14 protein-coding genes are annotated in these 18335 nt (G+C 69.0%); 6 read left to right on the top strand and 8 right to left on the bottom strand.

Annotated elements, in window-relative coordinates; translation table 11 throughout:
* Positions 1-21 precede the first annotated feature (21 nt).
* The 3 genes from QZM72_RS30340 to QZM72_RS30330 are packed head-to-tail and all read left to right on the top strand — an operon-like array spanning position 22 to position 2923.
* Entirely contained in the window at positions 22-1182 is a 1161-nt protein-coding gene (locus QZM72_RS30340; RefSeq protein ID WP_301739908.1) for an ABC transporter ATP-binding protein, read from the top strand.
* The gene (locus QZM72_RS30335) at positions 1179-2105 is read left to right on the top strand and encodes an ABC transporter permease subunit (protein WP_089467533.1); all 927 of its coding nucleotides are present in this window, start codon (positions 1179-1181) and stop codon (positions 2103-2105) included. The genes QZM72_RS30340 and QZM72_RS30335 overlap by 4 nt, the downstream gene beginning before the upstream one ends.
* On the top strand, positions 2102-2923 hold the full coding sequence (locus tag QZM72_RS30330; protein WP_089467532.1) for an ABC transporter permease subunit: 822 nt from the start codon (positions 2102-2104) through the stop codon (positions 2921-2923). The genes QZM72_RS30335 and QZM72_RS30330 overlap by 4 nt, the downstream gene beginning before the upstream one ends.
* A 97-nt stretch (positions 2924-3020) precedes the next feature.
* Here the strand turns inward: QZM72_RS30330 and QZM72_RS30325 are convergent, their stop codons facing one another.
* The 3 genes from QZM72_RS30325 to QZM72_RS30315 are packed head-to-tail and all read right to left on the bottom strand — an operon-like array spanning position 3021 to position 6424.
* Positions 3021-3827, bottom strand: a complete 807-nt coding sequence (locus tag QZM72_RS30325) for a sulfite exporter TauE/SafE family protein (RefSeq protein ID WP_089467531.1) — start codon at positions 3825-3827, stop codon at positions 3021-3023.
* An 18-nt stretch (positions 3828-3845) separates the two neighbouring features.
* The gene (locus QZM72_RS30320; protein WP_089467530.1) at positions 3846-5513 is read right to left on the bottom strand and encodes a bifunctional protein tyrosine phosphatase family protein/NAD(P)/FAD-dependent oxidoreductase; all 1668 of its coding nucleotides are present in this window, start codon (positions 5511-5513) and stop codon (positions 3846-3848) included.
* 26 nt (positions 5514-5539) lie between these two features.
* Positions 5540-6424 (bottom strand): MBL fold metallo-hydrolase, encoded by an 885-nt coding sequence (locus QZM72_RS30315; RefSeq protein ID WP_089467529.1) that lies wholly within the window; start codon positions 6422-6424, stop codon positions 5540-5542.
* Positions 6425-6677: 253 nt separating this feature from the next.
* Between QZM72_RS30315 and QZM72_RS30310 the strand changes: the two genes are divergently transcribed.
* Both QZM72_RS30310 and QZM72_RS30305 read left to right on the top strand, forming a co-directional pair.
* Positions 6678-8060 carry a sigma-54-dependent Fis family transcriptional regulator gene (locus QZM72_RS30310; protein ID WP_301739907.1) on the top strand — a complete coding sequence of 461 codons (1383 nt, stop codon included), beginning with the start codon at positions 6678-6680 and terminating at the stop codon, positions 8058-8060.
* An 81-nt stretch (positions 8061-8141) separates the two neighbouring features.
* On the top strand, positions 8142-8666 hold the full coding sequence (locus QZM72_RS30305; protein ID WP_089467527.1) for a M949_RS01915 family surface polysaccharide biosynthesis protein: 525 nt from the start codon (positions 8142-8144) through the stop codon (positions 8664-8666).
* A gap of 93 nt (positions 8667-8759) precedes the next feature.
* Here QZM72_RS30305 and QZM72_RS30300 read toward each other — a convergent pair whose 3' ends face one another.
* The 4 genes from QZM72_RS30300 to QZM72_RS30285 all read right to left on the bottom strand — a co-directional run bounded on the left by QZM72_RS30300 (position 8760) and on the right by QZM72_RS30285 (position 15735).
* Complete coding sequence (locus QZM72_RS30300; RefSeq protein WP_089467526.1) at positions 8760-9788, bottom strand: MerR family transcriptional regulator; 1029 nt, start codon at positions 9786-9788, stop codon at positions 8760-8762.
* A 123-nt stretch (positions 9789-9911) separates the two neighbouring features.
* The gene (locus QZM72_RS30295) at positions 9912-11480 is read right to left on the bottom strand and encodes an efflux transporter outer membrane subunit (RefSeq protein ID WP_089467525.1); all 1569 of its coding nucleotides are present in this window, start codon (positions 11478-11480) and stop codon (positions 9912-9914) included.
* A gap of 2 nt (positions 11481-11482) precedes the next feature.
* Complete coding sequence (locus tag QZM72_RS30290; RefSeq protein WP_301739906.1) at positions 11483-14629, bottom strand: efflux RND transporter permease subunit; 3147 nt, start codon at positions 14627-14629, stop codon at positions 11483-11485.
* A complete protein-coding gene (locus tag QZM72_RS30285; RefSeq protein WP_089467523.1) occupies positions 14626-15735 on the bottom strand; it encodes an efflux RND transporter periplasmic adaptor subunit in 1110 nt (369 codons plus the stop codon). The genes QZM72_RS30290 and QZM72_RS30285 overlap by 4 nt, the downstream gene beginning before the upstream one ends.
* 188 nt (positions 15736-15923) lie before the next feature.
* Here QZM72_RS30285 and QZM72_RS30280 point away from each other — a divergent pair, with 188 nt between their 5' ends.
* Entirely contained in the window at positions 15924-16544 is a 621-nt protein-coding gene (locus tag QZM72_RS30280; protein ID WP_089467522.1) for a TetR/AcrR family transcriptional regulator, read from the top strand.
* Between the two features lie 28 nt (positions 16545-16572).
* On the opposite strand, the gene QZM72_RS30275 is transcribed toward QZM72_RS30280, so the two are convergent.
* Positions 16573-18306, bottom strand: coding sequence for a ClcB-like voltage-gated chloride channel protein (locus QZM72_RS30275; RefSeq protein ID WP_218828342.1), 1734 nt, complete (start codon positions 18304-18306; stop codon positions 16573-16575).
* Between the last annotated feature and the right edge of the window lie 29 nt (positions 18307-18335).

Genomic DNA, 18335 nt, shown 5'->3' with positions numbered 1-18335 from the left:
GCAGGAGAGAAGCAGCACATCATGAATAGCCAGTCGGGTGCGCCGGTCGCAGGCGCGCCGTTCTCCGTTTCCTCCTCCGGCGCCGATGCGCGCGCCGAGAACTTTGTCCAGATCGTCGACGTCGTCAAGAAATTCGGCGACACCGAAGCCGTGCGCAGCGTCAACCTGACCGTGCGCCAGGGCGAGCTGTTCGCGCTGCTCGGCAGCTCGGGCTGCGGCAAGTCGACGTTGCTGCGGATGCTCGCAGGCCTCGAGACGGTCACGTCGGGCAAGATCCTGATCGACGGCGAGGATCTCGCGCAGATGCCGCCGTACAAGCGGCCCGTGAACATGATGTTCCAGTCATATGCGCTGTTTCCGCACATGTCGGTCGAGTCGAACGTCGCGTTCGGGCTGAAGCAGGAAGGCACGCCGAAGGCCGAGCTGAAGGCGCGCGTCGCGTCCGCGCTCGAACTCGTGCAGATGGGCAAGTACGCGAAGCGCAAGCCGCACCAGTTGTCGGGCGGCCAGCAGCAGCGCGTCGCGCTCGCGCGTTCGCTGGTCAAGCGCCCGAAGCTGCTGCTGCTCGACGAGCCGATGTCCGCGCTCGACAAGCAGATTCGCCAGCGTACGCAGATCGAGCTCGTCAACATCCTGAACAAGGTCGGCGTCACCTGCATCATGGTCACGCACGATCAGGAAGAGGCGATGACGATGGCGAACCGTCTCGCGGTGATGAGCGAAGGCCAGATCGTGCAGATCGGCTCGCCGAACGAGGTGTACGAATACCCGAACAGCCGCTTCTCGGCCGAGTTCATCGGTTCGACGAACCTGTTCGACGGCTTGACGGTCGAGGACGAACCCGATCACGTGTACATCGAATCGCCCGAACTGCCGAGCCGGCTGTACGTGAGCCACGGGATCTCGGGCCCGCTCGGGATGCCGGTCACGGTGTCGGTGCGCCCCGAGCGGATCGCGCTCACGCGCAAGCCGCCCGAAGGCGCGTTCAACTGGGCGCGCGGCCGGATCGGCAACGTCGCGTACATGGGCGGCTATTCGCTGTATCACGTGAAGCTCGACGGGGGCAAGACGGTGATCGCGAACGTGTCGAGCCTCGCGATTTCCGAACTCGACACGCCGTCGCTCGGCGACGAGATCTACGTGCGCTGGAGCGCGACCGCCGGCGTGGTGCTGACGTCATGAACGCGTTCAAGTCCCTGCTGGAGTGGCCGGTGCGGCGCTTCAACCTGACGGGCGCCACGGCGGTCGTGGCTGGCCCGTTCACGTGGCTCGTGCTGTTCTTCCTCGTGCCGTTCGTGCTGGTCGTGAAGATCAGCTTCGCGGAGCTGCAGCTCGGCATTCCGCCGTACACGGAACTTGCGTCGTACACCGACGGCGTCGTGCACATCGCGCTGAACCTGTCGCACTACGCGTTCCTGTTCACGGACAGCCTGTATTTCGCGACCTACGTGAACTCGGTGTGGGTCGCCGCGATCACGACGCTGCTGTGCCTGCTGCTCGGCTATCCGATGGCGTACTACATCGCGCGCTCGAACCCGGCCACCCGCAACCTGCTGATGATGGGCGTGATGCTGCCGTTCTGGACGTCGTTCCTGATCCGTGTATACGCGTGGATCGGAATCCTGAAGAACAACGGGCTGCTGAACAACTTCCTGATGTGGATCGGGCTCACCCATACGCCGATCGAGCTGTACCGCACGAACTACGCGGTATACATCGGGATGGTGTATTCGTACCTGCCGTTCCTCGTGATGCCGCTCTACGCGCACCTCGTGAAGATGGACCTGCGCCTGCTCGAAGCCGCGTACGACCTCGGCGCGAAGCCGTGGAAGGCGTTCGTGCGGATCACGCTGCCGCTGTCGAAGAACGGGATCATCGCGGGCTGTCTGCTGGTGTTCATCCCGGCGGTCGGCGAGTACGTGATTCCGGAGCTGCTCGGCGGCGCGAATACGCTGATGATCGGCCGCGTGATGTGGAACGAGTTCTTCAACAACGCGGACTGGCCGATGGCGTCTGCCGTGACCTGCGCGATGGTGCTGCTGCTGCTCGTGCCGATGGCGATGTTCCAGCACTTCCAGGCGAAGGAACAGGGAGGCCGTCGATGAAGCCGAATCGTTACCTGCAGTTCGCGGCGCTGTTCGTCGGCTTTGCGTTCCTGTACATCCCGATCATCAGCCTGATCGTCTATTCGTTCAACGAGTCGAAGCTCGTCACCGTGTGGTCGGGCTTTTCGTTCCGCTGGTATACGGCGCTCGTGGAGGACGACGAACTGCTGACGGCCGCGTGGCTGTCGCTGAAGATCGGCGTGCTGACCGCGTTCGCGTCGGTGTTCATCGGCACGTGGGCCGGCTTCGTGCTCGCGCGGATGGGCCGCTTTCGCGGCTTCGCGCTGTTCAGCGGGATGATCAATGCGCCGCTCGTGATCCCCGAGGTGATCCAGGGGATCTCGCTGCTGCTGCTGTTCATCGAGCTCGCGAAGTGGATCGGCTGGCCGGCTGAGCGCGGCGTGTTCACGATCTGGCTCGGCCACGTGATGCTGTGCATCTCGTACGTCGCGATCATCGTGCAGTCGCGCGTGCGCGAGCTGAATCCGTCGCTGGAAGAAGCGGCGCTCGATCTCGGCGCGACGCCGCTGAAGGTGTTCTTCACGATCACGCTGCCGCTGATCTCGCAGGCGCTGGTCGCGGGCTGGCTGCTGTCGTTCACGCTGTCGATCGACGACCTCGTGCTGTCGGCGTTCCTGTCGGGCCCCGGCTCGACGACGCTGCCGCTCGTCGTGTTCTCGCGCGTGCGCCTCGGGCTGAACCCGGAGATGAACGCGCTCGCGACGCTGTTCATCATCGCGGTGACGGCCGGCGTCGTGATCGCGAACTTCGTGATGCTGCGTCAGGAGCGCAAGCGGATGGCGGGGTTCGCGGCCTGATACGCCGGTTGCGGCCGTCATGAAAAACGCCCGGTGCCGACGACGAGTCGGGCCGGGCGTTTTGTTTTGATGGCGCGTGTCCTCGTGCGCCGAGAGTTCACGCGCCGAACGCCGCCTTCGCCAGCAACCCCACCGCGACACAGACGAGCACGGCCGCGAACCCGGCCTGCACGTGCCGTGCGGAGAGGTGGCGCGACGCGCTGCGGCCGGCGGCCATGCCGAGCGCGGTCGCGACGCTGAACCACAGCGTCACGTCGAGCGGCGCGCGCGTGCCCGACACGAGCGTCGCCAGCACGCCGCCGGTGCCCACCAGCGCGATTACCATCAGCGACGTCGCGACCACCCCATGCATCGACACGTTCGTGAACTTGCGCAGCATCGGCACGATCACGAAGCCGCCGCCGACGCCGAGCAAGCCCGTCATCAAGCCCGTGACCGCGCCGGTCGACGCCAGCGCGATGCCCACGGGCCACGACCACACGAGCCGGCCCGTATCGGGATTCACGCGGCCGACGCACAGCGGCGACGCATCCGCGTCGGTCGCCTGCTGCCGTAGCGCCTGTCGCAGCAGGCGGCCGGCGACGACCAGCATCGTCAGCGCGAACAGCGTGAGCAGCAGGCGCTGCGGCAGCACGTGCGCGAGCCGCACGCCGAGCGTGGTCAGCGGCACGCCGGCCACCGCCATCAGCAGCGCCGCGCGATAGCGCACGAGCCCGCGACGAAAGCCTTCGAGCGCGCCGAGCGCGGCGCTGCCGGCCACCGCGACGAGTGCGACGGGCGTGGCCTGCTGCATCGGCCAGCTCATCCCGACGACGAGCGCGGGCACCGCGAGAATGCCGCCGCCGGCGCCGGTCAGGCCGAGCACGGCGCCGACGAAGCCGCCGAGTACGAGGGAAATCAGCATGACGTCATCGCGCTCCGGTCAACGTGCGATCGCGGGCTTCGCGAGCCATTCGCGGCCCTTGAGCATCGCCTTCCAGTAGAGCGGCGGCAGCACGCGCTCCTTGAGCAGCCACGCGAGCCGCGACGGGCGCTTGCCGTCGATCAGCCACGCGGGGAAGGTCGGCGCGACCTTGCCGCCGTACAGGAATTCGGCGAGCACGATCTTGCCGCGCTCGACGGTGAGCGGACACGAGCCGTAACCGTCGTACGCGGCGTCGCCGTGCGCGCGGCCGAGCGACGCGAGCAGGTTGTGCGCGACGACGGGCGCCTGCTTGCGCGCGGCCGCGGCCGTCTTCGCGTTGGTCGTGTTGGTGACGTCGCCGAGCGCGTAGATGTCCGCGAACTGCTTGTGCCGCAGCGTCGCCGGATCGACGTCGATCCAGCCGGCCGCGTCGGCGAGCGGGCTTGCGCGCACGAAATCGGGCGCCTTCTGCGGCGGCACGACGTGGATCATGTCGAACGCACGCTCGACGGTTTCCTTGCCGCCGTCCGGCAGCGCGCGCGAGAACGTCGCGCGGCGTGCGGGCCCGTCGATCGCGACGAGGTTGTGGCCGAACGACAGCGCGATGTCGTAGCTTTTCACGTACTCCATCAGCGCGGGCACGTAATCGGCGACGCCGAACAGCGCGCCGCCCGCATTCAGGAATTCGACGTTCGCGGCGTCGAGGCGCTCCGTGCGCCGCCAGTGGTCGCACGACAGGTACATCGCCTTTTGCGGCGCGCCCGCGCACTTGATCGGCATCGGCGGTTGCGTGAAGAGTGCATGGCCGCCGCGGAACGCGCGCACGAGCTCCCACGTGTACGGCGCGAGATCGTAGCGGTAGTTCGACGTGACGCCGTTGCGGCCGAGCGTGGCGGTGAGGCCGTCGATCGCATGCCAGTCGAGCTTGAGCCCCGGACACACGACGAGCTTGCGATAGCCGATGCGCCGGCAGCCGTCGAGCACGACCGCGTGCGCGTCGGGCTCGAAGCCCGCGACCGCGGCCTGAATCCGCTGCACGCCGCGCGGCAGCAGGTCGGTCATCCGGCGCGCGGTCGTCTCGGGCCGGAACACGCCCGCGCCGACCATCGTCCAGCCGGGCTGGTAGTAGTGGACGTCGGCGGGATCGATCACCGCGATGTCGAGCGACGCGTCGCGCGCGAGCAGGCTCGACGCGACCGCGATGCCGGCCGCACCGGCGCCGACGATCACGATGTCGTGCCGCGCGTCCACGGCCGGCGCCGCGCGGCGGCCGCCCTGCGCGATACGCGAGGCGAGCGCGCTCAGGTCGTAGCCGGCCGCGCCGGCGGTGGCGACGAGGTCGTCCAGCGGGCGCAGCGCCGCCTGCGACAGCGCCCACAGCGTGGCCGACCGCGTGCCGCTGCGGCAGTACGCGAGCACGGGCCCGTCCAGTGACGCGACGAGCGCGCCGAACTGCGCGGCCTGGTCGTCGGTCACCTTGCCGGTATCGACCGGCAGGTAGTGCACGTCGATGCCGAGCGGCGCGGCGGCCGCGCGGATCTCGGTGACGGTCGGCTGGTCGGCGCCTTCGCCGTCGGGTCGGTTGCAGATGATCGCGCGGATGCCCGCCGCGTGAAGCGCGGGCAGGTCGGCCGCCGCGATCTGCGGCGAGACCGACAGCGTGTCGGTCAGCTTGCGGATGGTCATGTCGGGTCTCCGGTGGGGCGCGCGGCTCAGATCGCGTCGAGCGGAATCTTCAGGTAGCGCACGCCGTTGTTCTCGGGTTCGGGCAGGTGGCCGGCGCGCATGTTGACCTGCACCGACGGTAGCATCAGCACGGGCATGTCGAGCGTCGCGTCGCGCGCGGTGCGCATCGCGACGAAATCGTCCTCGGTCACGCCGTCCTTCACGTGCACGTTCGCGCGGCGCTGCTCGGCGACGGTCGTCACGAACTGCACGTCGCGCCCGCCCGGCTGGTAGTCGTGGCACAGGTAGAGGCGCGTGTCCGGCGGCAGCGCGAGCACGCGCGCGATCGAACGGTACAGCGTGCGCGCGTCGCCGCCGGGGAAGTCGCAGCGGGCCGTACCGTAGTCGGGCATGAACAGCGTGTCGCCGACGAACGCCGCGCGCTGCGTCGCGTCTTCCACGCAGTAGGTCATGCACGCGGGCGTGTGGCCCGGCGTGTGCAGTGCGCGGATCGTCAGCGCGCCGAGCGCGAGTGTGTCGCCGTCGTCGACGAGCCGGTCGAACTGGCGGCCGTCTTCCGCGAAGCCGGGGCCTGCGTTGAACAGCGTGCCGAACACGTGTTGCACGCGGCGCACGTGCGAACCGATCGCAATCTGGCCGCCGACCTGCGCTTTCAGGTACGGCGCGGCCGACAGGTGGTCGGCGTGCACGTGCGTCTCCAGCAGCCAGTGCACGGTCGCGCCGAGTTCGGCGACGCGCGCGATCAGCCGGTCGGCGCTGGCGGTGCGCGTGCGGCCGGATTTCGGGTCGTAGTCGAGCACGCTGTCGATCAGCGCGCACGCGCGGCTCGCGGTATCGAGCAGGAGATAGCTGACGGTGTGGGTGGCCGGGTCGAAAAAGCCTTCGACCGCCAGGGCGGGGGCGTTGCTCACGGGGTGTCCTCGATCGGGTTCTGCATCTGCAATCGCGATCTTTACCTCAAGAAGCATGCCAGCCGGCGGCGCGGCACCGGTTGATGTGGCAACGACTTGATTCGGCTCGGGTTTTCGGCGCATTGGCGGCGTCGAGAAGGCGGCGGCGACATCCGGTGGCGGACGGGGGCTGCCACAACTGGCAGTGTCGTGGCAGAATTGGCAGTCAGCCTGGCAGTCCGTCCGGGCGCCCCTTCGCCGAGCGAGCCGCCGCATGAATCCGCACGACACCATTCCGATCGTCCCCGTCCCGCGCCGCGACGCGATGCCGGACGTCCGCGCGCTCGTCGCGTATCTCGAGCAGGACCCGCTGCCGATGATCGTCGTCGACCCCGACTACCGGATCCTCGCGGCGAACGATGCGTACCGGCGCCAGTTCGGCGTGGCGGGCGTCGAGCACGTGGGCCGGCACTGTTTCCAGGTATCGCATCACTACGACGTGCCGTGCGACCAGGCCGGCGAGCATTGCCCGATGAAGCAGGCGCTCGAATCGCGCGGGCTGAACCGCGTGCTGCACATCCATCACACGCCGCGCGGCCCCGAGCATGTCGACGTCGAGCTGCGGCCGATCTTCGATGCACACGGCAACGTGATCGCGTACGTCGAGCGGCTGACGACGGTACGCAGCGCGTCCGCGCAGCCGAGCGCGGAAGGGCTCGTCGGCGGCTCGGACGCGTTCAACGCGGCGCTCGGCGCGCTGCAGCGCGTGGCGCCCTCGACGCTGCCGGTGCTGCTGCTCGGCGAATCGGGCACGGGCAAGGAGCTGTTCGCCCGCGCGCTGCACGAGGCGAGCGATCGCGCGATGGGGCCGTTCGTCGTCGTCGATTGCTCGGGGATCGCCGAGACGCTGTTCGAGAGCGAACTGTTCGGCTACGAGAAGGGCGCGTTCACCGGCGCGAACCAGCGCAAGCCGGGCCTCGTGGAAACCGCGCAGGGCGGCACGCTGTTTCTCGACGAGATCGGCGACGTGCCGCTGCCGATGCAGGTGAAACTGCTGCGGCTGATCGAATCGGGCACGTTCCGGCGCGTGGGCGGCGTCGAGGCGCTGCGCGCCGATTTCCGGCTCGTCGCGGCCACGCACAAGCCGCTGCGCGAGATGATCGACGACGGCCGGTTCCGGCAGGATCTCTACTACCGGATCAACGCGTTTCCGATTCCGCTGCCGGCGCTGCGCGAACGGCAGGGCGACGTCGCGCTGCTGGCCGAATCGATCCTGCGGCGGATCGCGAACGCGCGCGGCAAGGCGGGCGACGCGAATGCCCGGCCGTTCACGCTGACCGAGCGCGCGCGGGCGTGCCTCGACGCGTATGCATGGCCCGGCAACATCCGCGAGCTGCGCAACGTGCTCGAACGCGCGTGCCTGTTCGCCGATGACGGCACGATCCGCGTCGAACATCTGCCGGCCGAGCTCGTCGCGGCCGCGGCGGCGCCGCACTCGCCGGCAGCGGATGCGCGCGGCGTGTCGGACGCGGAGCTCGTCCGGGTCGCCCGCGCGTTCGACGGCACGCGCAAGGCGCTGGCCGCGCAGCTCGGATTGAGCGAACGGACGCTGTATCGCCGGATGAAGGCGCTCGGGCTCGGCACGCGCGAGCGCTGAGCGGGCGTCGCGCGCGCGGCTGGCGGCGGCGGGCGGCTTTGTCGATAATGGCGCGTTCGATTCCCGTTTTCTCCATCGCCGATGAAAAGACATGCCCTCTTGCATTGCCTGTTGCTTGCAGCCGCGGCACTGGCCAGCCCGGCGCACGCCGCCGACTACACGTGGACCGATGCGGCCGGTGCGCATGCGGTGACGCTCGCCAGAACCGAGTCCGGCGACGACGTCGAACTCAAGGTGTCCGCGACGCTCGACGGCCGCCCCGACTGGATGGTGCGCGACTACGTGAAGGCATGCCCGGTCGACGTGATTCTCGACGTCGTGCCGAAGTCGATCGAAATGCGCGACCTGCTCGGCAACGGCCGCAAGCAGTTCCTGTTCGCGTACAAGATCGGTTGCCGCGGCGACGTGAGCGCCGATCAGGTCAAGTACTTCCTGATCGACGCGGGCACGAAATACGTGCTGCGCGGCGAGGAAACCGTGACGATCAACGGCAAGTTCGTCGACGGCGGCGCGGCGCCCGTGCCGAACGCGGACCTGAAGGGGCAGCCCGCGTTTCTGCGTTACATGATGAAGCGCTGGCGCGGGATCAGCCTGCGTAACGACTAGGCGGGCGCTTGGCCATTGGGCGTGAGATTCCTGCTGCCCTTGGTGAAACGGACGGCGCACGGGAAACCCGCGTGCCGCCCGGGAATCATGCGGTCAGCGCGCCGGCGCCAGCTGCGCCATCGCCTCGCGCATGAAACCGAGCAGCGTCTCGTCGGTCCACGAATCCTTCGTCAGCGCCGGCTCGTTCATCAGCGCCTGGCGGAATTTCGCGTGCGTGGCCGGATCGTGGCCCGCGTAGCTGCGGAACAGCTCGAGCCAGCGTTGCGCGAGCGCGCGGCCTCGCGGCGAATCGGGCTGCGCGCCCGCATCGATCGCGTCGCGCACGTCGGCCATCAGTTGCGGCCATTCCATCGCCCGTTCCCGGTAGTGCGCCCGCATGAAACGGATCTCGTCCGGCCCGAGGTACTGCTCGAAGATCCGCATTTTCGTTTCCGCCGAAGCGCGCAGCACGTAGTCGCGCAACGCGGTTGAAATGCCGATCTTCGACTGCATCGACGGCTCTTGCGCGTGCATCAGGTTCAACTTCGCGAGCAAGCGCGGATCGTTGTTCGTGTCGCGCACCAGCAGCGCCATCCAGCGCGCGGCGAGCGCCCGCACGCGTTCGTCCTCGGCGGGCACGCCCGCCTCGTGCAGCGTACGGACCTCGTCGACGAGCGCGATCCATTCCGCGTCGCCGGCCTGGCTCTTCCGGTACATCGGCAGGCGCGCGAGTTCTTCCTCGGAGAAATATTTGTCGTACACGGTCATCAACTCCAGTGTGGTGAGCCAATCGGCCAGTTCCGGCTCGGTGCCCGCCGCGAGCTGTGCATGCAGGCTCGCGAGCCGCTCGCGCAGCTGCGCGGTTTGCGCGAGCTGGCGGTCGAGCGACGCGATCTGTTTCGCGACGAGATCGACGAGCGGCGTGCAGGGCCGGTTCAGGTAGTCGCCGATTTCGGCGAGCGACAGTCCGAAGCGACGCAGGGCCTGGATCTGGTGGAGCCGGGCGATGTCGTCGCGGTCGTACAGCCGGTAGCCGTTGTCGGCGCGCGCCGAAGGCGTCAGCAGACCGATTGCGTGATAGTGATGAAGCGTGCGGACGGTCAGCCCGCTGCGTTTCGCCAGGTCTCCCACTTTCAGCCGCATTCGTTCCTCCGTTCGGTGCGCACACTGGAGTCTCGAACGTTACGCTACGTGAGGGTCAAGCGGAAGATCGGCGATCGGACGGGCGTGGCGGAAGTTCGCACGCGCGTCCGATCGGAGGGGTGGTTACTGCGGTGATTGCGCCGAAGGGGCGGGCGCGGCGGCACGGGCCTGCGTGCTGGCCGTGCCGTCGCCGGCGGCTTGGGCGTTTTTACCGGACGTGTCGCCGTTGCCGGCCGGCGGCGTGCCCATCGCCTGGTAAAGCCGCGCGGTATCCGCGAACCGTGCGCCGGTCGCGCGAATCTCGTCGAGCCGTGCATTGCGGTACTGCAACTCGCTCGCGCGCGCGGCCGACGGCGGCAGCGCACCGAGCCGCACGCGGGCGGCCGCGTCGTCGTATGCGCCACGGGCGGACAGCGCGGCGCGCGACGACGCATCGAGCGCCTCCGCGTCGTGCTCGAGCGCCGCGAGCGAATCGGCGACGTTCTGGAACGCGCCGAGCACCGCCTGCTTGTACTGGTCGACCGCGGCCTCGTAGGTCGCCTTCGCCGCGCGGCGCTGCGCGAGCAGCGCGCCGCCGTGGAAGATCGGCTGGCTCAACGACGCGCCGACGTTCCAGATCGCGCCCGCCCCCGACAGCATCGCCGGCCAGCTGAAGCCTCCTTTGCCCATCGCCGCCGACAGCGACAGTTGCGGAAACATCTGCGCGGTCGCGAGGCCCACCTCGGCGGCGGCGGCCTTCAGCCCCGCGTCGGCGGCCTGGATGTCCGGACGGCTTTGCAGCAGATCGGACGGCACGACGACGGGCACCTGCTCGGGCAGGTGCAGATCGGTCAGCGCGAGATCGGCCGGCGGCCGGTCGGGCGTGCGGCCGACCAGCACCGCGAGCGCGTGGCGCGCCGAGTCGCGCTGCTGGCGCAGTGCGGGCAAGCCAGCCGCGAACGTGTCGGCGCTTTGCCGGGCATTCAGCGCGTCGCTGCGCGAGGCCGAACCGAGCGCATGGCGGCGCTCGGCGTCGTGCGCCTGGTCGTTCGCGAGCGCGACGAGCCGCTCGGTCGTGTCGATCTGCGCATTGAGCACCGACACGGTGATCGACGCGGTCACGATGTTCGCGGCCAGCGCGCGCCGCGCGGATTCGAGCTGGAACGCGCTGACGTCGACGCGTTTCGCGAGCGCGCGGTTCGCGAAGCGCGACACGCCGAACAGGTCGACCGTATAGCTCGCCTGCAGTTGCCCGACGAACGTGTCGTACAGCAGCGTCGGCGCGCCGAGCGCGGGAATCGGCACGCCGAGCGCGCGCTGGCGCGTGGCCTGGCCGACCGCGTCGATCGACGGCAGCATCGAGCTGCCGATCTGCCCGCGCAACTGTTCGCGCGCGGCGTCCAGCGAATGCGACGCCGCGCTCAGCGTCGGGCTGTTGCGCAGCCCTTCGTCGACGAGCGCGTTCAGCGCGTCGGAGCGGTACTGTTTCCACCAGTCCGGCACCGGCTGCGCGCCAACTTCGAACTGCTGCGCGACGCCTTGCGCGGATACGGTCTGCTGGATTTGCGGCGCGGCGCCGTAGTGCGCGGGCGACGGCATCGCGGGCGGCTCGCCGCTCGGCGCGAACCATGCGCAACCCGCGAGCGGGCCGGCGACGCTCGCCGCGGCGAGCGCCCGCACGGCTTTCTTTTTCAGGGTCATCGATCGATCCATGGTCAGACTCCCGACGGCGCGGCAGGCGTGGCGCCTGGCGGCGGCCCGTCCTGCGGGTCGCGTTCGTCGCGCTTCACGCGGAACCACGTCGCGTACAGCGCGGGCAGGTAGAACAGCGTCAGCACGGTCGCGCTCGTGATGCCGCCCATCAGCGCGGTCGCCATCGGCCCGAAGAAGTTCGAGCGCAAGAGCGGGATCAGCGCGAGCACCGCGGCCGCGGCCGTCAGCGTGATCGGGCGGAAGCGCCGCACGGTCGCGCCGATGATCGCGTCGACGCGGCCGTGGCCGGCCGCGATGTCCTGCTCGATCTGGTCGACCAGGATCACCGAGTTGCGCATGATGATCCCGAACATCGCGATCACGCCGAGCATCGCGACGAAGCCGAACGGCTGGCCGAACAGCAGCAGCGTCGCGACCACGCCGATCAGCCCGAGCGGCGCGGTCAGCACGACCATCAGCACGCGCGAGAAGCTCTGCAGCTGGATCATCAGCAGCGTGAACACGGCGATCGCCATCAGCGGCATCTGCGCGTTGATCGACGTCTGCGCCTTCGCGCTTTCCTCGACCGAGCCGCCGATGTTGATCTGATAGCCGACCGGCAGCTGCGCGCGCAGCGCGTTCAGCTTCGCGTCGACCGCATGCGTGACGTCGATGCCCTGGGCGCCGGCGCGCACGTCCGACTGCACGGTGATGGTCGGCTGGCGGTCGCGCTCCCACACGACGCCGTATTCGAGCGTCGGCGTGAAGCGGCCGAGCGAGCCGAGCGGCACGGGGCCGTTCGGCGTCGGCAGCGCGAGGCCCGCGAGCTTCGCCGGATCGACACGGTCGGCGCGCGGCGCGCGCAGGTCGACCGCGATCAGCTTGTCGCGCTCGCGATACTGCGTGACGGTCGTGCCCGACAGCGTCATCGCGAGGAAGCTCGACACGTCCTGCGACGTGACGTTCAGCTCGCGCGCCTTCTTCTGGTCGAGCTCGAAGCGCACCGAGCGCTCGGCCGGCTCGTCCCAGTCGAACTGTACGTTGACCGTGCGCGCATCGCCGCGCATCGTCGCCGCGACCTTCTCGGCGATCGAGCGGACCGTCGCGATGCTGTCGCCGCTCACGCGGAACTGCACCGGATAGCCGACCGGCGGGCCGTTCTCGAGCCGCGACAGGCGCCAGCGCACGGCCGGAAATCTGTCGCGCAGCGTGGTTTCGAGCCAGGTCGCGAGTTTCTCGCGATCCTCGACCGATTTCGCGGTGATCACGAACTGCGCGAAGTTCGGCAGTTGCAACTGCTGGTCGAGCGGCAGGTAGAAGCGCGGCGCGCCGCTGCCGACGAAGTTCACCGCATGGTCGATCTCGGGACGCTTGTCGATCGCTTTCTCGAGCCGCTCGGTCTCGCGCAGCGTCGCCGCGAACGACGCGCCTTCGGGCAGCCGCAGATCGACCAGCAGCTCGGGCCGGTCGGAGCTCGGGAAGAACTGCTGCGGCACCAGCGAGAAGCCCATCATCGCGACGACGAACAGCGCGCCCGTGATCAGCAGCACGACGAAGCGCCGCTCGATGCACCAGTCGATCCAGCCGCGCAGCCGCCGGTAGAAGCGGGTGTCGTAGATGTCGTGCTCGTGATCGTCGGGCAGGTGCGCCTCGTGCGCGTGCCGCTTGCGCTCGGGCAGCATGTGATAGCCCAGCAGCGGGATCAGCACGACGGCCGCGAACCACGATGCGATCAGCGCGATCGCCGATACCTCGAAGATCGAGCGCGTGTATTCGCCGGTGCTCGATTTCGCGAGCGCGATCGGCAGGAAGCCCGACACCGTGACGAGCGTGCCCGTCAGCATCGGGAACGCGGTGCTGGTGTACGCGAACGCGGCGGCGCGCGCGCGGCTGTAACCCTGTTCGAGCTTCACGGCCATCATCTCGACCGCGATGATCGCGTCGTCGACGAGCAGCCCGAGCGCGAGCACGAGCGTGCCGAGCGACACCTTGTGCAGCCCGATGTCGAACAGGTACATGAACAGCGCGGTGACCGCGAGCACGACCGGGATCGAGATCACGACGACCATCCCGGTGCGCAGCCCGAGCGACACGAGGCTCACGACCAGCACGATCGCGACCGCTTCGGCGACGGCTTCGAGGAAGTCGTCGACCGAATGCGACACCGCGTGCGGCATGCTCGACACCTCGGTCAGCTTCAGGCCGGCCGGCAATTGCGCCTGCAGCTCCTTCGATTCGGCGTCGAGCGCCTTGCCGAGCCGGATCACGTCGCCGCCCGGCTGCATCGTCACGCCGATGCCGAGCACGGCTTTGCCGTTCATGCGCATCTGCGTGACCTGAGGATCGTCATAGCCGCGCTTCACGGTCGCGAGATCGCCGAGCCGGAACGTGCGGCCGTTGATGCGGATCAGCGTATTCGCGATCGCGTCGACGTTGTCGAACTGGCCGCTCGGCCGCACGAACACGCGATCGTCGGCGGTCGTCAGCACGCCGGCCGACGAGATGTCGTTCTGCGCGTTGATCGCCTGGCCGAGCTGCTGCGGCGAGAGGCCGAGGCGCGTGAGCTGCGCGTTGTTGACCTCGATGAAGATCCGCTGGTCGGGGTCGCCGAAATAGTCGACCTTGCCGACGCCCGGCACGCGCAGCAGCACGGTGCGCAACTGGTCCGCGTAGTCGTGCAGTTGCGCGGGCGTGAAGCCGTCGCCCTCGAGCGTCCAGATGTTGGTGTAGACGTCGCCGAATTCGTCGTTGAAGAACGGGCCCTGCACGCCGGGCGGCAGCGTGTAGCCGATGTCGCCCACCTTCTTGCGGATCTGGTACCAGGTCTCGGGCACGTCCTTCACGGGCGCCGAATCCTTCATCGTGAAGAAGATCAGCGATTCGCCGGGGCGCGAATAGCTGCGCAGGAAGTCGATGGCCGGCGTTTCCTGCAGCTTGCGGCCGATCCGGTCGGTCACCTGTTCCTGCACCTGCCGCGCGCTCGCGCCGGGCCAGAAGGTGCGGATCACCATCACGCGGAACGTGAACGGCGGGTCTTCGGATTGGGCGAGCCGCGTGTAAGCGAGGATGCCCGCGAGCGTCGCGAGCGCGATCAGGTAGACGACCAGCGCCTGGTGGCGCAGCGCCCATGCGGACAGGTTGAAGCGGCCTTCTTCGTGGGAGACGCTCACGATGCGAAGTCCTCCGGATGCAGCGGCGCGATCGCCCGCACCTTCTCGCCCGCGCTGACCGTGTGCACGCCTTGCAGCACGACGCGCTCGCCCGGTTGCAGCCCGTGCGACACGGTGACCGTGCGCTCGTTGAAGCGCGCGACCTCGACGCGGCGCAGCTCGAGCGTGTCGTCCTTCGTGCGCACGACCCACACGGCCGGTTGCGCGCCGTCGTGGAACAGCGCGGTCGCGGGCAGCGTGATCGGCTGCGTATTGCCGGCGGCCGGCGCGCCGTCGAACGCGACGTCCGCGGTCATCCCGAGCCGGATCGCCGGATCGGGCACGCCGAGCGTGAGCTTCACGCGATAGGTGCGGCTTTGCGGATCGGCGGCCGGCGCGATTTCGCGCACCTTGGCGGAGAACTGGCGGCCCGGCAGCGCCGGCAGCGTGATGGTGGCCGCATGACCGGGCGCGAGCGACGCGAGCGCCGCCTCGGGCACGTCGCTGACGACGTCGACGTCGCCCGACCACGCGAGCTGGTAGACCGGCTGGCCGGCCGACACGTTCTGGCCGGTATCGGCCTGTTCGGCGGTGATGGTGCCCGCATGGTCGGCGACGAGCGTCGCGTAGCGGAGCTGGTTCTTCGCGAGCGCGAGCTGCTGCTGCGCCTGGTCGCGCTGCGCGAGCGCCGACGTGTAGCTGTTCTGCGTCTGTTCGAGCTGCGCGGTGGCGATCAGGTTTTCGCGGGCCTGCGCGCGATCGCGGTCGAGCTGCTGCTTCGCGAACGCGAGGCTGTGCGACGCGGCATCGAATTGCGCCTGCGCGCTCGCGGCGTTCTTTTCGACGTCGGACGGATCGAGCAGCGCGACGACCTGGCCGACCTTCACCGTATCGCCGAGCCGCACCCGGCGCTCGATGAGCTTGCCGGCGATGCGGAACGACAGCGGGGTGGCATAGCGCGGCTGGATGTCGCCGGGCAACGTGCGCGCGGCGGCGGCGGTGTCGGCCCGCGCGGGCAGCGCGACGACGGGGCGCGGGGCGGGCGGCGCGGATTCTTTCGGATGACAGGCGGCAAGGACGAGCGCGGCGCCGATCAGCAGCGCGGCGCGGGAACCGGAGCGATTCACGAAACCCCCAGGTGAGGTGGAGCGGAACGAGGCCGGCAAGCGCGGCGGGCGCTTGCCCCAAGTGGCGCCGGCAGCGGCGCACACGGACAGACGAACGACATCTTCGGAAACTGTGGCGGATTCTAATACACGCCTGTATTTGAATGCAAAGATGAATCCGAAAGGGAAGGGATGCTAGACTGCGCGGCATGAAACCACAGCGCTTAACCCGCGAGCAGAGCAGGGACCAGACGCGCGAACGTCTGCTGAAAGCCGCGCATCGCATTTTTCTGAAGAAAGGCTATGTGGCCGCGAGCGTCGAGGACATCGCGGCGGCGGCCGGCTATACGCGCGGCGCGTTCTACTCGAATTTCCGCAGCAAGTCCGATCTGTTGCTGGAATTGCTGGAGCGCAACCACGAGGAGGTGCGGGCCGACTTCGAGGCGATTTTCGAAGGGGGCGGCACGCGCGAGCAGATGGAATCGATGGCGCTCGCGTATTACCGGACGCTGTTTCGCGACGACGAATACTCGCTGCTGTGGGGCGAGGCGAAGCTGCAGGCCGCGCGCGACGCGAAGTTCCGCGTGCGCTTCAACCAGTTCCTGCACGGCAAGCGCGTGCAGATGGCCGAATTCATCGAGCGCTTCGCCGAACGGGCGGGCACGCCGCTGCTGCTGCCGGCCGACACGCTCGCGTTCGGGCTGATGTGCCTGTGCGACGGCGTGCAGTCGTATTACACGGCCGATCCGCAGCACGTGTCGGCCGACGTGGCCGAAGCGGTGCTCGCGGGGTTCTTCGCGCGGGTCGTGCTGGGGCGCGCGCCGGACTGAACACGGCAGGCGGCGCGGGCGATGCGCGTCAGCGCTCGCCGGTCATCCGCCGGTACGCGTCGAGCAACGACGTCTTGTAGACGACGCCCGCGAGCGTCGGCTCGGCTTCGCTTTCGATCACCGGCAGCCGTTCGCCCTGGAACGCCATGAAGCGCTCGAGCGCGGTCGCGAGCGGCATGTCGGGCGTGAGCAGCGGAAACGGCGTGTGCGCGTAGTGCGCGGCCGTCTTGTCGGTCGTGTCGCGCTTGTCGAGCAAATCGGACGTGATGTCCTTCAACGCGACCGCGCCGCGAAAGCGCCCGGTGTCGTCGGTCACGTACAGGTATTTCACCGGATATTCGAGAAACACGCGCGTCATGTCGGCGACGCTCGCGGTGAGCGGCACGACCGTCTGCGCGGGCTGGATCAGCTCGCGCATCTGCGTGGTGCGCAGCCGCTGCCGCTCCTGCGCGTCCTGGTGGTGGTGCTGCGTGATGTCGTACATCGACGTCGTGCCCGTTGCGCGCGCGACGAAATACGCGAACACGCACGACACCAGCAGCGGCAGCACGACCTGATAGCTCAGCGTCATCTCGAAGATCATCAGGATCGCCATCAGCGGCGCCTGCGTGGCGCCTGCCATGAACGCGCCCATCCCGACGATCGCGTACGCGAAATACGCGGACGTATGGCCCGGCCACAGCGCGCCCATCGCGAGCCCGAACAGCGAGCCGAACACCGCGCCGACGAACAGCGTCGGCGTGAACACGCCGCCGATCGCGCCCGAGCCGGCCGTCGCGGCGGTCGCGATCACCTTGAACACGAGCACCGCGACGAGCGCCTGCCAGGTCCACGGCGAATGGAGGATGTGGTTCACGACGCTGTAGCCGTTGCCCCACACGTCCGGAATCCACACCGAGATCACGCCGACGACGAGGCCGCCGAGCGCGAGCCGCACGGGCAACGGCACGGGCAGCCGCTTGAACTGCGTCTTCGACGCGTCGAGCAGGTGCAGGAACTGCGGCGCGAGCACGCCGCACAGCGCGCCGAGCACGACGAACGGCAGCACCTCGGCGCCCGTCACGGCCGGAAACACCGGCATCTCGTACGGCGGCCGGTAGCCGCCGAATTCGCGCATCACGATGTTCGCGACGACCGACGCGACGACCATCGGCCCGAAGCTCTCCATCGCGATCGTGCCGAGCACGATCTCCGACACGAAGAATGCGCCGGCGATCGGCGCGTTGTACGCGGACGTGATGCCGGCGGCCGCCCCGCACGCGACCAGCAGGCGCAGGCGCGGCGGGTCGAAGTGCGCGAAGCGGCCGACGAGCGACGCGGCGAGCGCCGCGAGCTGCACCATCGGGCCTTCGCGGCCGATCGAGCCGCCGCTGCCGATCGTCAGCAGCGACGACACGCTGCGCCACAGGCTCTGCCGGACCGGCACGACGCCGTTGCCGAGCGCGACCGATTCCATGTAGTCGGTCGTGGCGGCCGCTTTGTCGCCGCGCGTCGCGAGCAGCAGCACGCAGCCGGCGAGGAAGCCGCCCGCGGCCGGCATCCAGAATCGCACGTACCACGGCAGGCTTTTCGCCATCTGCACGAAGCTGCCGCTGTGCCCCGAGATCAGCCGCTGCATCAGGTCGATGCCCTCGCGGAACGCCATCGTGGCAAAGGCGCCGCCGACGCCGACGATGGCCGACCAGATCAGCATCGTATGGGCGTCCGACAGGCGGAGCAGCGTTCGGGCGCGAGTGCGCAGCTTCAGCAGGAACGAGAGCACGGCTGAAAGGGGGCGATGGAAAACGACGC

This window comes from Burkholderia sp. AU45388 (genome assembly GCF_030481585.1).
Lineage (GTDB): Bacteria > Pseudomonadota > Gammaproteobacteria > Burkholderiales > Burkholderiaceae > Burkholderia > Burkholderia sola.
The sequence above is the reverse complement of the archived record's forward strand: the minus strand, read 5'-3'. Positions and strand labels throughout refer to the sequence as shown.